The 12,735-nt window shown below is 40.2% G+C and carries 15 protein-coding genes; 12 read left to right on the forward strand and 3 right to left on the reverse strand.

Features of this window, described 5'->3' with window-relative positions; all coding sequences use genetic code 11:
• Positions 1-6: 6 nt before the first annotated feature.
• Positions 7-2,520 carry a VapE domain-containing protein gene (locus tag FD725_RS31390; RefSeq protein ID WP_256872051.1) on the reverse strand — a complete coding sequence of 838 codons (2,514 nt, stop codon included), beginning with the start codon at positions 2,518-2,520 and terminating at the stop codon, positions 7-9.
• 608 nt (positions 2,521-3,128) lie between these two features.
• A complete protein-coding gene (locus FD725_RS31395) occupies positions 3,129-3,323 on the reverse strand; it encodes a plasmid partition protein ParG (RefSeq protein ID WP_179052084.1) in 195 nt (64 codons plus the stop codon).
• Between the two features lie 296 nt (positions 3,324-3,619).
• Between FD725_RS31395 and FD725_RS31400 the strand changes: the two genes are divergently transcribed.
• The 12 genes from FD725_RS31400 to FD725_RS31455 all read left to right on the forward strand — a co-directional run bounded on the left by FD725_RS31400 (position 3,620) and on the right by FD725_RS31455 (position 12,257).
• The gene (locus FD725_RS31400) at positions 3,620-3,826 is read left to right on the forward strand and encodes a hypothetical protein (RefSeq protein ID WP_179052076.1); all 207 of its coding nucleotides are present in this window, start codon (positions 3,620-3,622) and stop codon (positions 3,824-3,826) included.
• A 27-nt stretch (positions 3,827-3,853) separates the two neighbouring features.
• Positions 3,854-4,075: a hypothetical protein gene (locus tag FD725_RS31405; RefSeq protein ID WP_179052077.1), complete on the forward strand. Its 222-nt coding sequence runs from the start codon at positions 3,854-3,856 to the stop codon at positions 4,073-4,075.
• Between the two features lie 170 nt (positions 4,076-4,245).
• Positions 4,246-4,671 (forward strand): hypothetical protein, encoded by a 426-nt coding sequence (locus FD725_RS31410; protein ID WP_179052085.1) that lies wholly within the window; start codon positions 4,246-4,248, stop codon positions 4,669-4,671.
• 15 nt (positions 4,672-4,686) lie between these two features.
• Positions 4,687-5,550, forward strand: coding sequence for a hypothetical protein (locus FD725_RS31415; protein ID WP_179052086.1), 864 nt, complete (start codon positions 4,687-4,689; stop codon positions 5,548-5,550).
• Between the two features lie 174 nt (positions 5,551-5,724).
• Positions 5,725-5,922: a peptide ABC transporter substrate-binding protein gene (locus FD725_RS31420; protein WP_179052087.1), complete on the forward strand. Its 198-nt coding sequence runs from the start codon at positions 5,725-5,727 to the stop codon at positions 5,920-5,922.
• Positions 5,895-6,104, forward strand: coding sequence for a hypothetical protein (locus FD725_RS31425; RefSeq protein ID WP_179052088.1), 210 nt, complete (start codon positions 5,895-5,897; stop codon positions 6,102-6,104). Before FD725_RS31420 ends, FD725_RS31425 begins: the two co-directional genes overlap by 28 nt.
• A gap of 30 nt (positions 6,105-6,134) precedes the next feature.
• Positions 6,135-6,821: a hypothetical protein gene (locus tag FD725_RS31430; RefSeq protein WP_179052089.1), complete on the forward strand. Its 687-nt coding sequence runs from the start codon at positions 6,135-6,137 to the stop codon at positions 6,819-6,821.
• A gap of 164 nt (positions 6,822-6,985) precedes the next feature.
• Positions 6,986-7,558: a hypothetical protein gene (locus tag FD725_RS31435; RefSeq protein ID WP_179052090.1), complete on the forward strand. Its 573-nt coding sequence runs from the start codon at positions 6,986-6,988 to the stop codon at positions 7,556-7,558.
• Between the two features lie 228 nt (positions 7,559-7,786).
• Positions 7,787-9,211, forward strand: coding sequence for a hypothetical protein (locus FD725_RS31440; protein ID WP_179052091.1), 1,425 nt, complete (start codon positions 7,787-7,789; stop codon positions 9,209-9,211).
• Positions 9,212-9,326: 115 nt separating this feature from the next.
• A complete protein-coding gene (locus tag FD725_RS31445; protein WP_179052092.1) occupies positions 9,327-10,187 on the forward strand; it encodes a HaeIII family restriction endonuclease in 861 nt (286 codons plus the stop codon).
• Positions 10,180-11,022: a DNA adenine methylase gene (locus FD725_RS31450; RefSeq protein WP_179052093.1), complete on the forward strand. Its 843-nt coding sequence runs from the start codon at positions 10,180-10,182 to the stop codon at positions 11,020-11,022. Before FD725_RS31445 ends, FD725_RS31450 begins: the two co-directional genes overlap by 8 nt.
• 158 nt (positions 11,023-11,180) lie before the next feature.
• On the forward strand, positions 11,181-12,257 hold the full coding sequence (locus FD725_RS31455) for a ParA family protein (RefSeq protein ID WP_179052094.1): 1,077 nt from the start codon (positions 11,181-11,183) through the stop codon (positions 12,255-12,257).
• Positions 12,258-12,392: 135 nt separating this feature from the next.
• On the opposite strand, the gene FD725_RS31460 is transcribed toward FD725_RS31455, so the two are convergent.
• Positions 12,393-12,653 (reverse strand): hypothetical protein, encoded by a 261-nt coding sequence (locus FD725_RS31460; protein WP_179052095.1) that lies wholly within the window; start codon positions 12,651-12,653, stop codon positions 12,393-12,395.
• Positions 12,654-12,735: the final 82 nt, after the last annotated feature.

Raw genomic sequence — 12,735 nt, forward strand, 5'->3', positions numbered from 1 at the left:
TAGAAATCAGGCTTTGGGTTTAAGTTGCTTAACCGCCTTGCGTTCCTCAGTGGTCAACACATTCCAAACACTAGATTTAAATTCATCCGTCCACACTTTTAATAGTTCCTCAATCATGTCCCAGGACTGATCCGCAATACACTCCCTAATCAGTTCCACATTGGCAATCACATCCGAAGTTCCACCTACAGTTAGGGAGGTGGAACAAGGGGTGGAACGGGAGGTGGAACACTCTTCTATTGCTTGTGGTGACTGGGTTTGCGGCTCTTCTACAAGTTGTTCCACCCCCTGTCCCTCTAAACTTTTTTCATTTTTTTCTAGCGGTTCTATTTCTTGGGGTGTTACTTCTAGCAGTGTTTCTTGGGCAGTTTCATTACTGCTATCAAAATTTGAAAAAGTTTGGGGGGAATTGGTGTCACAGGTGGAACACTCTGGCTCTAAGTCAGGTGTAGCAAGGAGTTCTTGCTGTTCCACCTCCTGTTCCACCCCCCGTTCCACCTCTTGTTCCACCTCTTGTTGGGGTCGAAGCCAGGGACGAATTAACCGACCCTTTACCCGTTTGCGATCTCCTCTTGTCCAACCGTGAGAACGTAAAATAGCAGCGACACGGTTCTGTTCGGCTTTACTCTGCTTGGCTAATTCAATCTTGAGAACATCGCTGAGGATTTCTCCCACAGATACTTCCTTGCGTAATTCAGCCCAAGCCATTACCGCCTCTTCCCAAGTGTCGGTGCTTTGGTATTGTTTATTAGCTGCGTCTAACCATTCATCTTCTGTGTCGGTCAGTCGCCATTGTTCACCATTGCGGTAGGCAGCAACGGCAGCAGCCCAAATTAAATCCCGTTCTTTTTTAAGCAGGTCGATGGGTATTTTCTTAAATAAAACCTTAATCACCCAAAAGCGACGTTCCCCAGTGGGGTCGTAGAGAAATTCATCTAGGTTGGTAGTTCCCACCAGGATGGATGGACGGGGGAAATCTTCAATATCAGTACCGTAGGGGCGACGCATGGAGTCTTTCTTTCTGGACAGAAATGCCTTAAGTTGAGAGACATCCTTTTTCTTGTAGGAGTTCTCAAACTCGGCATATTCTAAAATCCAATACTGGCTAATTTTTAAAATCTCGTCTTTCTCTGTGCCGTTGAGGTCATCTGTGAAAAAGTCCTCCCCGGCTAAAACTTCCCAGAATGTGGATTTGAGGGATTTCTGTTTACCTTGGAGGATGGTAATTTCATCGTGTTTACATCCTGGCTCGAATGCCCTGGCGACGGCGGCGATTAAAGTCCGTTTCATCAGGGCGGCGTGTAGGGGGTCGTTAGTGCCGAAGTAACGTTCGGCTAACTTATCCAAGAAACTCACATCTACGTTAGGGTAAAGCTGGACTACTGAATCTAAATACTCCACTACTGGGTTGTAAGAGTGGGCTTGAGCCAGTTGTAAAACAATGCCTTTGGCTTGTTCTTTACTGATGTCAATGTCAATATCAATTGCCACTTGTAAATCAATGCGGTCAAGTGGTAATCGTTTACCGTCGAGTTCTACTTGTTTTTTGAGGGTATTCCAGCGCAGGCGATCTCCCCACACAGCACGAATGGCATTCAATTTTTGCTTGTACTTACTTTGGGCTGGTCTATCCCGCTCGGCTTCTAATTCCAGAGTTTCGTTGAGGGCATTAACAACGACCCGTCTATCCTCGATGGCTTGTAGGATGTCTTCGGTTGTCGCTCCTGAGTCAATCCAATCTTGAATATCTAATCCCCCATGTTTGGGTAGGTGTGTCCAGTAAAAATCACTGGGTGGGGCATACAACCACTTGGCATCTGGGAAGTCTTTGTTAATATCTTCCATGTGCTTTAGCCCTGGTTCATCACGGTCGGGACAGAGAACTAGGTTAGCACCTTCTAAAGCACTTTGGTAGTTGCCGTAGGAGCGATACTTGCCAGCACCGCCGATGTTGGTGGTGGCTGCTATGCCTTTTGTCCAGAGGCTATCTGCTAGGCGTTCACCCTCAACTACAAATATCGGTTTACCAGAGGCGATCTCTGTCTTTACTTCGGCGTATCGATAGATGGTGATTTGTTGTTGGTGGGAGCGTTTTAATTCGGCGGGAAAATCCTTAGCTTTGACCCAACGTGTTCCGTTCCAATATTCCTGAAAGACATCCTTATCTTTGACCTTCCCAGGCCGAATGACGACTACTTTGATTAAGGGATTACCGGCTGTGTCGGTGTAAATGTACTCTTCCCTACCTTGAGGACGTGGTGATTTTTTGGCTGTGGCTGGTGCGTAGTATGGTTTGCCGTTGCGGTCGGTTTTAGTTGTTCTTTCCCAGCCGGTAGCGGGTTCAGCATCTCGGTTGCAGACTGTTAGTTCACCGATGGAGTAGCACCAGTCTGTTTTTCCGCAGTGAGGGCATGGGTTAGTTTTGGTAACTTCTACTGGCTTGTCTTTAGTTGGGTGAGATGCTATCTCATACTGACCTTTAAGTTCAATTGGTTGAAGCGCATTGTTGTTGATAATCACAGATTTTTCCCCTGAATACTTGTTTTTTCGTATTGGAGGGGGTTATCGCGCTGCTAATCTGTAATATCTACGATTTTTGCTGTTGTACTTGCGTTTGCCGTTGTTTGGCCAGTGAAATAACAATTTAATGACTTTTCTTCTGAAAATTTTCCAGCAGAACTTTATAAATTGCCACAGCAACTCATATAATATGAGAAAGCAGCGCGGAACAATCTCTGTTGCCAATCAGTGGTTTAAGCTTGCAACTCGGCCACTTATTTGGTCTTTGAGAGATAAACCCCGCTCTCAGATATTGAAATCTTTAATTTTCACTATCCGGCAAAGTGTTTACTAGTAGTAGCACTTTGTCTTTTTAATTTTTAGTGCTGTTGTATATTTACCTCCATTACAAGCTTCATTTACATTATTGCTTGATCTTACAGAACTTCTGTCAGTCTTATATCTAACAAGACCTGATTTTTTACTTGAAATTACTTAATAAAAGTTGATAGTTTTTCAAGAAATTGAGGTTCTATATGTTGTCTTGATTCATGTCACTGCTCCTCACCCCCAAAAATGGGAGAAATAACAGGATTCTCATTTATTATATAGCTCTAAAACTCGAAAATCTAAGCGGAATTTTTCTTGCCTCTTTTTGTAAGCCATTCTTTAATCAAATCCTTGATTACATCTTCCATAACTAAATCATCCTCCGTACAAGCAAGCTTAAAGGCTTTGTGAATTTCTCGTGGCACTCTTGCACGGACAAAAATAGAGTCATCTTTATTGGTTGATGGTCTTCCTGGTTTTTTCTTGTCCTCCATAGCTCAAATACTCATTAATTAATTTTTTCAATTATCGCCAAAGGATAAGTAAATATCATTTTCGAGTATTAGAGTATTAGAGTATTCGAGCTATAATATTGCTAACAGCCAAAAACAGTCACCCAACAAAGGCAATAGAAGCCAGAAAGTGATGCTATGGCTTGCCACCAACTGGATGTGTGGATTTAAGGCGATTTAGCCTTTAAATTCTCCAAAGCCAGAGAAATTAAGACTTTTACTAACCATCAGAACCATGACAACCACATACACCCAAAAATTGGCTCGTTCAAGCCAACTTGCTTGCCAATTCTGGGCTAGATGCCCTGATTGCAGGTAAAGACCCCGGTGCTGGTTATGGCAAGGCAGTTTATGGTGATTTTTCCATCATGATGCCAGCAGCATACTCAGTAGTCCGCAACCGCAACATTCGCCACCACGAAACCATCGTTTCACAGTTTGAAATCGTCCCTAATTCATCAATGCCGTCCGATAAAAGCTATTAACTGAAATTTGTGTAAAAGTGTAAACCCATGAAATATGACTCTCGGCGCATCACCATTTCCTACTTAGCAGTGGAAGAATTGTGCAAAATGTTTGGACTGCCTCAAGACGTGCCAACCCAAGCATTATCCGCAGCAGTAGAAAAGCTAATTTTTCAAGCCGATAGCAGTGTGCCAGCAGAGAGTTATGCAATTCGTCCGCATAACCACAACAACCTAACAGCAAGCAATGGAAGTCGTAAACACCTTTAAAGTTGCAATACAGATACCGCATATTTGCTTACCCTGCATTTAATTGCACTCCCCAAATGCAGAATGTGTAATTCAAATACGCGAGATGCGTAATTCAAATACGCAGGATGTGTATTACATCCACTGCATTTATGCAAATTACAACTTACGCATATTGCATTGAATGCTCTATGGAAGAACCACGAATAATTTACGAAACATTGAAGGGTGAAAGGGTCAATGATGTTCACTGGTGGAGAGTAAAACAGGCAATGATAACCTGTGAATTACCACTAAATAAATCAGGATTTGAACTGTTTATTGCACTGAAAAAAACATCACCCAGGTACTTTAGCCAATACCACAAAGTAAAGCGTCAAATTACCAAGCAGTTAGAACCAAGTATTGGTGAAGGCATAACTGGATCACAGTTTATAAAACTTCTGGAGCAGCTAAACATTCATCCAAATCAATCAACGATATCCAGATGGTTTAAAAGCTGTGGCGGTTTTAAAAGTAAAGCTTTTTATAACAAAACAGTTCTCATTCCCATTTGTGCGCTTGCACTAATTTACAAGTCAAAAACACAAAACAACTCACTCGCTAAAGTTAGCTAATTTGGGAAAAAACACATGATTACTACAATTGCTAAACGCATTCAATCAAGACTATCTAGACAAGGGGTAAAAGTTTCATTGGGTGAAATTAGACCAATTTACAAAGAATTGGTTAAAGACACAAATAAGCCAACAGATGAGGAGATATCAGCTATTGTTGAACACTTCACTAATAACGCCACTAAGTTAAGTGTTATTAGTGAAGAACTGGAAATAGACACCACTGCTACCACTGAGGAAGAACCAGAGGTAATCGCATTAATCCCCCAATCAGAAGAACCAGAAACAGTACCCACTGGTGAAGAATTAGCAACAGTAGATAGCAATGTAAATGATGTCAATCAGTTACAAACTACAGAATATGACACTAACACTGAGGAATCAGAAACATCTATGTGCGTAAGCGATGAAAATGGAAACCTTGACGCACCTGCACAGATACAACGGGAAACATTAACCCAATTTCATACAAAGGGAAATGAGGAACTAGAGGAAACAGCCATTGCACTACAAGAGAAATCAGAATTAGTCGCCAGCACTGCAAATGATATGGGGATTACTTTATCAATAGAGGAAGTCACAGCGATTGCTGAAAACTTTGATTATGCCAGTGTTAATTCTGATTATGAGATAGCAGAAATAGAGTCAGCAATTACAGCATTTGTACAACATAAAGCGCAGGCTACAAAGCAAAAGATAACCAACATGGTACAAGGTGTTAGGGAGACTGTAACGCGATTGGATAATGAAAACTCCCAACTATTGAATGATGGACTACGGGAGATAAACAACGACATCAAAAGAGGCTCACATAAGTTTAAAAGCCAAGTCACAACAGCACTCAAAGCCTTTGCACTCCCACCTAGTAAAACAGGCTGATAGACGCTTGATAATTGCCTTTAATCCTCAGAAATTAGGCTACACCATTTTGTTGATTTCATCCTTATTACTGGCTCTTGTAGCCTTTGATAATTACCGACTAAACAGGCATCGAGTCCAACAGCTAGAGTATCGAGAATTTCACGACCCTAATATTTATTTAGAGATTCCCGCATGGATGAACAAACCTTAAAAGCAGCTAGGGAATGGCTCATAGAGTGCATAGGGCATTTTGAAGATATCCAGTGTCTTGATGATATCGAAACTTTATCCAATGACGAAATAGAGCGAGGAATTATCAGAAACTATGGCAGCTTAAATAATTTCAAAATCGAGGCACAAGCATGGCTACAAGAACAATACAAGAATTAGTCAATCAGTCTCTTGAAACAATTCAAGAAATCAGGAATCATCCCCAGTTCAAAACCTTAAATTATCAACCAGATGTAACTTTGGGGGATGCACAGCAAGCATTAATCGAATTGCGGTCAGAATTGTTGAATTTACATGGTGAACCTCTGAACATTTTTGCACTAGAAGGATTCACCAGTTAAGCACATATCCATAACTAACAACCAAAAATCATGACTAAAAAACTAACTGACTCAACCAATACCACCAAAGCGACATTAAAAAACCACGTTGCACCAAAAGCTCGGCGAATTGGTTCTGTACTCAAAACAAAATTCAGTGTTGATTTAGCAGACTTTGACAAAGCTTTGGCGGGAGATGTAACATCTGCCCAAAAAATTGGAGAACTAGCAAGACTTGGTAGACTAAGCACCGAATTAGCTCCCAGACTTGCACAAGCCTATATCGAGATTATTAACGGCTCAGAAGCATACAACAAAGCCACTGCGGATATTTTAGTTCAAGCTGGCAAGTCGGCGATCGCCATTGATAAATCTGTCATGCAAGCCACTTTAGCCAACTCCAAATATGGACACCAACGAAGTGAACTAGCGGCTGAATTTGTCGCATCTAAAACGGGTGAAAACCAGCGTCATCAATACCAGATGAACTACACCCAAATCAAAGGCTATCTTGATGCTCATCTAGCAGGTATAGACCAACAAACCTCATTACTTGAACAATCCCATAGACCAGAAATTAAGCAAATAGCAGCAGATGAAGCTCACGAAATGAGGGAATTAAACGAGGGATTGAATAAAGGAGAACGCGCTCGTTATGACCTCATCCCTGAGAAAAACTACCAGACATCAGGATTGAAAGCCAAAATACTGCAATTGCGTACAGCTTTAGGCTTCTAAAAAATAAAAAAATTCCCCCAGAAACGATTGCAGATTGCAGATTGCAGATTGCAGATTGTCGATTGACTAAGAGTGCAGATTGCAGAAAGAAGATTGTAGATTGAATGCTTTTAATCCCAATCTCCAATCTGCAATCTACATTCTCCATTCCCCAAATTTCACCTATGTACCCTGATGACCAGCTAGAAGAACTGCTAGACAATCAAGAATCTTCCCCCAATGAAGATACTTTGAGGTACTTACAACACATCGAAAATCGATTGTATGAAGATATCACAGCGAGAAAAAGAATTGATAGCGGTATACTCTTTCTAGCTTGTCAGATAGGGTCATGTAGCTTGTCATGGTTGCTGTTTGAACTGAGAGTAACACTGGTGATTATTCAGGTATTCAGTGCTTGCATAGCCTTAATACCTGGACTAATTCATATAGGAGATGGTTTCAACTTTGAAGCATCTAGTGAAAACTGGCGAATACGCTTTGGCGATAAGCCATTAATAGGAATTGCCAAACTGTTGATTGGTGGTGCAGTGTCATTTAGTGGGACTAGCAGAATTACTAAAGAAGTAATACTTACCCATGATGCCATTGCTGAAACTTACAAAGAAATTAGAGCAAGTGATGGTTTAAGTTTCCAACTACCAAGTATGAGCGTATCTCTAATAATTGCCTTGTTGTTTATGGCAGTAGTTATTTATTTTAAATCTCTGGGTAGTTCAAATGTACAGGATAAATAGTATTTGGGGAATTTTAATCAGTTCCTTAGCTACGATTGTCACGCTCAACTATTTAGCCACTGGATTTATAGACTTTGTTTTCAACATTGATACACTACTGAACTGGCTAATCACCTCTAATACCCTTGCCACAGTTGACAGTTTGATAACAAAAACCAGATTATTCCTCCAAGGATATTGGCTGTACTTAATTGCTGGCATTTATCTATTACTTTGGGTAAAAGCACAATGCAAGAGATAGAAGAATTTAACGAAAATCTTAGACGTGAGCGCAAGGCATCTACTTTATTAGTAGGTGCATTATTAATTGGTGGACTAGCTGCAACTGTGCCATTATTTACTGATTCCATTAAGCATAGCGAAGTTTTATTCTGTAGAGTAAACAGTGATTGCAGAGGGTCAAGTGTCCGGCGGGGAATTGCGAACATTATTGATAATGAACGCCGTAATCAACTATTTGATATTAATATTCGAGTGCTGAGAGTTTTGCCACCAGAAGATAGTACAGCTTACCTATTTGGGATTGGTGGGAGTATTGCCCTACTCGTTGCTTATGCTACCAGTAAATCACTTACCGATAAACAAGAGAAAGCGATTCATAGCCAGTTCGCCCTGCTCAAAGTAAAAGCACTGGAGAATGACATAATCACTTCATCCCATCTGGACTTAACAGCATTCTCTAAAGCTCAACAAAGTGAGATCACCAAGCAAGCGATCGCCCGTCAGACTTCAGAAACAATTGAGGCTATGAAGTCTCCAGGTGAGATGCAATTAGACCACATCAACGGTCAATTACAGGGTGAAGTAGCCGTGAAAAACCATGAATTGCAGTTGTCAGAGATGGACAAGGTTATTGCAGATAATAAGTTACACGTTGCCGAAACTAATAAAAAGCTCAGTAAGTTGTCTAGCTCTCCCCAGGATGACCACTCTTCCTGTACCCAATCCCCCAGTGAACAGCTAAAAGATGCCCTCATAGATGCCCTGAAAAATCATGAAGATGGTTATCTGTGGAAAATCATCAATTCACTCAAACCATTGTGGCTGATTGGTAATCAAGGGTCAGGTAAGACTTATACAGCCACAGCGATCGCATTAATCAGAAAATACTGCCTTGATGCTCCAATTCATCAATTAATCGACCGTCACGCCACTGGTGACAACGCCGATGTGTGGAAACTTCTCGATGCTACCAGTAAAGCCGAATCAGAAGATGAAATAAGCCAAGCATTTGAAGATTGCTGTGATAGGTGGCTGCAACGAATTAAAGAAAAACCGACTAAAAAGCAGCAGGTGATTGTGGATGAATTTACCAACTTAAAGTCATTGTGCGGTGACACGGCTATTCAGTTCTTCAAAATGTCCCTCACCGACACCCGCAAAGCTAAGGAATATTTACTGGGAATTACTCACAATGCCACTAATGAATCATTCCCAGATGGAACAGCAGCAGCACGTAAATCAGGCACAATTCTATTAGAGAAATTCTCGGCTAATGGTGAAACACCACTATCTAGGGTAGTTGTCCGTTATGGGCTTGTAGATGAGAACGGCAATAATTTAGAAGACGAGGAACGGACGCTACCAAACTGGTTTCATCCTGAGCGCATTTACCAGCACTTCAACGGTAAGCCAATCAATTTTGAAGATTAATGTAAATCGCCTAAAGAAAGTGGGGGAGAACGGGTGGTAAGCGGAGTGTCTGGGGGGGCAGACTGCTGTGGCTGGTCATCGGTTACTCTGTGGAAAAACATAATATTCCACAAATATGACACCCCGTTCAAACCTGCATGGTCGTGTATTAGAGTACCTAATAACAGAAGTAATAATTAGAACGCATCCAGGAGTAAACCTAACAGTTAGAGCTAACAATGCTCAACTTAGAGATGCCAGCAAGTTAACAGACTTAAATTCATTACTCTTAAATGAACTGACAAGTGCGGCTGATGCACTGCTGCAAAAGTGGCTCAATCCTCAGTTTCAGTTGTCACAGCAACCATCAATCACGATAGATCGACTACCGGATCAGAATAAGAATGATGTGACTGACATTCGCCTCACTTCAAAAGCATGGACAGTAAACTTATCACTCAAACATAACCATACCGCACTCAGACACCAACGCCCTGGCACAACTCCAGTTCACTGCGGTTACGCTAAAAATGACCCACAGATGCAGCAGTTTAGACAACAATACCGAGCAACTACACAAGAGTTCATGCAATATATCGGGCAGGCAAAGCTTTTTGCAGAATTACCTCCTGCTTTGATTGAACAGTATTTATATACTCCTGTCTGTAATTTGGTGAGTCAATTTATCAATAGCCATGCTTCCATTTGTGCCACTAAGTTATTTCAGTACCTTGTTGGTGATGTGAATTACTACAAAATTATTGTTGATACCCACGCCAAAACCCTGACTATTCAGCAGTTTGCACAAATCCAAATGCCTACTAATGTGATAGCAACGGTTAACAGACAGTATGTAAATTTGATTTTTGATAATGGATGGGAAATTTCTATGCGCTTACATACCGCATCCAGCCAAATAAAAAACTCTCCTAGTTTGAAATTTGATACTAAAGCACTAAAAAATCCGCTGACTGCTACGATAATTCCTTATGCTTAAAAGTCCATTACGTTATCCCGGTGGTAAACAAAAGGCAATTCCTCAAATTGCTCACTACCTACCTCCTAAATTTAAGGAGTTCCGCGAACCTTTTGTTGGCGGAGGTTCTGTATTTTTTCATGTTTCACAGAAGTATCACTATATGCCTTGCTGGGTTAATGATCTCAACCCAGAACTGTATTACTTCTGGCTCATGGTCAAAACTAATCTACCAGAGTTAGTTGAGTCTGTCTGGAAAGTAAAAAAACAGACAACAGATGGACGTGCCTTGTTTAAATCTCTCGCCGCCGCAGATACAAGTACCATGAGTCCACTTGAGCGGGCTGTGCGGTTCTTTGTTCTTAACCGGATTACCTTTTCGGGAACGATTGAGAGTGGCGGTTATAGTAGTGCTTCTTTCAAAAGTCGGTTTACAGACTCTTCGATTGAGCGGTTAGCAGCCTTGGATGGTTGTTTTATTAATACCCGTGTGACTAACTTAGATTACAGCACCCTACTTACTGAACCAGGGGATGATGTATTTATCTTTCTAGATCCACCTTATCTCAGCAAGACTCAATCTAAGCTTTATGGTAAGAAAGGTGATCTGCATACCTGTTTTGACCATTCTCGCTTTGCCAAGCTGATGGCGGAATGTTCACATAAATGGTTGATCACTTACGATAATTGTGAACAAGTGCGGCGTAACTTTGCCTTTGCCTACATTTATGAATGGGAGTTGCAATACGGGATGAACAACTACAAACAGCAGAAGGCAGACAAAGGCAAGGAGCTGTTCATCACTAACTATCCTGTTGAATCATACATTTTGCCTACAATTATGGAAGTTGTATAAAAAGTTTAGAACTAGCGGTGATTTAAGTTAGTGGTTTGGTTTTTTTGCTGTATATTATATTACCTTCTACAGTTACAGAAATATCGTGGATGAATATATGTGGTCATAATAAAAATATTGTAATAATATTAACTTAATTTTTACTGAGTTAATAGATTATGACCATTGATATTTATGCCTTTTACAACAATAAAGGCGGTGTAGGTAAAACAACACTTTGTTTTAACGCTGCAACGCTTTATGCCAAAAATAATCCAAATACCCAAGTGTTAGTTATTGATATGTGTCCTCAAGCTAATATCTCTCAATTTTTGTTAGGAGGAGGGAGAGTCGGATATCAAATAAATCAAAGGTTGCAATCATCATCAACTAGAAAAAATATAGTTGGGTTTATGGATTGGCTTCTCAAGGGAAATTCAAATTTCCGAAGACTTAATACTTCATATCAAGTTGGTGTTCATCCTTTTAATAAAAAAATATCATCTAATCTATATCTAATAGCTGGAGATTCATTTTTAGAATCACTTTCATTGGCTTTAAACTATGCTGTAATTAATCCCGCAAATATAAGAGCATGGTCAGAATATATGACAGCAATAAGAAGGTTATGTGAATATGAATTTAATAGTGAGAAATACAATAATATAGTTGTTTTTATTGATTGTAATCCTAGCTTTTCTATATATACACAGATGGCTTTAGTTTCCTCAGATAAGATTGTCATTCCCATGATGGCAGATTTTAGCTCACTTGAAGGAATAAAAAGTCTTTTTATGCTACTCTATGGACAATATCAATCTGCTGCTTTAAAGCAGTATGCTGATGATATAATTACTTTTAATAAGCAAATAGATAGCTTTAACCTAGAGTTGCCAAAAATTTACGAGTTTGTTTTTAATAACTATACAATTAAAGATGGAGTGGCAACAGCATTTGATTCTATTAGGACAGAGTTAATTGAATTTTGTTACGATCAATTTAGAAAATTTCCAAAATTATTTGCACCTTGTCAAAAAGAACCCACCTCTATGACTGAATGGGAAAATTTTTATGTTTCAAACATAAAAGACTTTCATACTTCAGGTAAAGTGTCATCATCTCTTGGAATACCTATGTTTAGTCTTCCAAACCAGTCTAAATATAAAATGCCAGATGGAACAGAAGTAAATCTTCCCAGTGGAAACTATGAAAAAGCTTTGGAAGATATAGAATATTTTGTCAATAAGATAAAGTAATTTTTCTGAATATTCAGTTTTCTTACAAACGGACAAAAGGCTACTTTTTGTCTGAAATCAGATTACTTCCTGGCTTGAGCATCCAAGTAGCCTTTAAATCGCTATGGAGCGATCGCAAGTGAAGGCGGAATTGAATTAATATGCCCTTTGAGAGAGGACAGAACCTGCCAACTCTTTGTCAATGTCAGTAGAGAAGTGACTGGCAAGAACCTTACTAGCAAGACTTGCCATTTCTGCGCTAGTTCTGCGTTGACCATAACCTCTAGGGTCTGAAGGTGCTGCCTGAGACAAAACAGATGCAGCAAGCTGCTTTGATGTAGCACTAGAACGTGGATCGTTAAGGATAACAGAAGCTAAAGAAGCCATTTCTGCGCTAGTACGGCGATTTTGGGGCATATAGATTATTTAGTAAATTTGTACCAGTCAAAGATAACAGACTGTATTCAATGCGGCAAGCTGAGGGTGCGATCGCGAATAT

Source organism: Nostoc sp. TCL26-01, from assembly GCF_013393945.1.
Lineage (GTDB): Bacteria > Cyanobacteriota > Cyanobacteriia > Cyanobacteriales > Nostocaceae > Trichormus.

Coding starts and splice junctions, on each gene's coding strand:
- FD725_RS31395 (WP_179052084.1), bottom strand. CDS start 3,323: ATGGAGGACAAGAAAAAACCAGGAAGACCATCAACCAATAAAGATGAC.
- FD725_RS31405 (WP_179052077.1), top strand. CDS start 3,854: ATGAAATATGACTCTCGGCGCATCACCATTTCCTACTTAGCAGTGGAA.
- FD725_RS31410 (WP_179052085.1), top strand. CDS start 4,246: ATGGAAGAACCACGAATAATTTACGAAACATTGAAGGGTGAAAGGGTC.
- FD725_RS31415 (WP_179052086.1), top strand. CDS start 4,687: ATGATTACTACAATTGCTAAACGCATTCAATCAAGACTATCTAGACAA.
- FD725_RS31420 (WP_179052087.1), top strand. CDS start 5,725: ATGGATGAACAAACCTTAAAAGCAGCTAGGGAATGGCTCATAGAGTGC.
- FD725_RS31425 (WP_179052088.1), top strand. CDS start 5,895: ATGGCTACAAGAACAATACAAGAATTAGTCAATCAGTCTCTTGAAACA.
- FD725_RS31430 (WP_179052089.1), top strand. CDS start 6,135: ATGACTAAAAAACTAACTGACTCAACCAATACCACCAAAGCGACATTA.
- FD725_RS31435 (WP_179052090.1), top strand. CDS start 6,986: ATGTACCCTGATGACCAGCTAGAAGAACTGCTAGACAATCAAGAATCT.
- FD725_RS31440 (WP_179052091.1), top strand. CDS start 7,787: ATGCAAGAGATAGAAGAATTTAACGAAAATCTTAGACGTGAGCGCAAG.
- FD725_RS31445 (WP_179052092.1), top strand. CDS start 9,327: ATGACACCCCGTTCAAACCTGCATGGTCGTGTATTAGAGTACCTAATA.
- FD725_RS31450 (WP_179052093.1), top strand. CDS start 10,180: ATGCTTAAAAGTCCATTACGTTATCCCGGTGGTAAACAAAAGGCAATT.
- FD725_RS31455 (WP_179052094.1), top strand. CDS start 11,181: ATGACCATTGATATTTATGCCTTTTACAACAATAAAGGCGGTGTAGGT.
- FD725_RS31460 (WP_179052095.1), bottom strand. CDS start 12,653: ATGCCCCAAAATCGCCGTACTAGCGCAGAAATGGCTTCTTTAGCTTCT.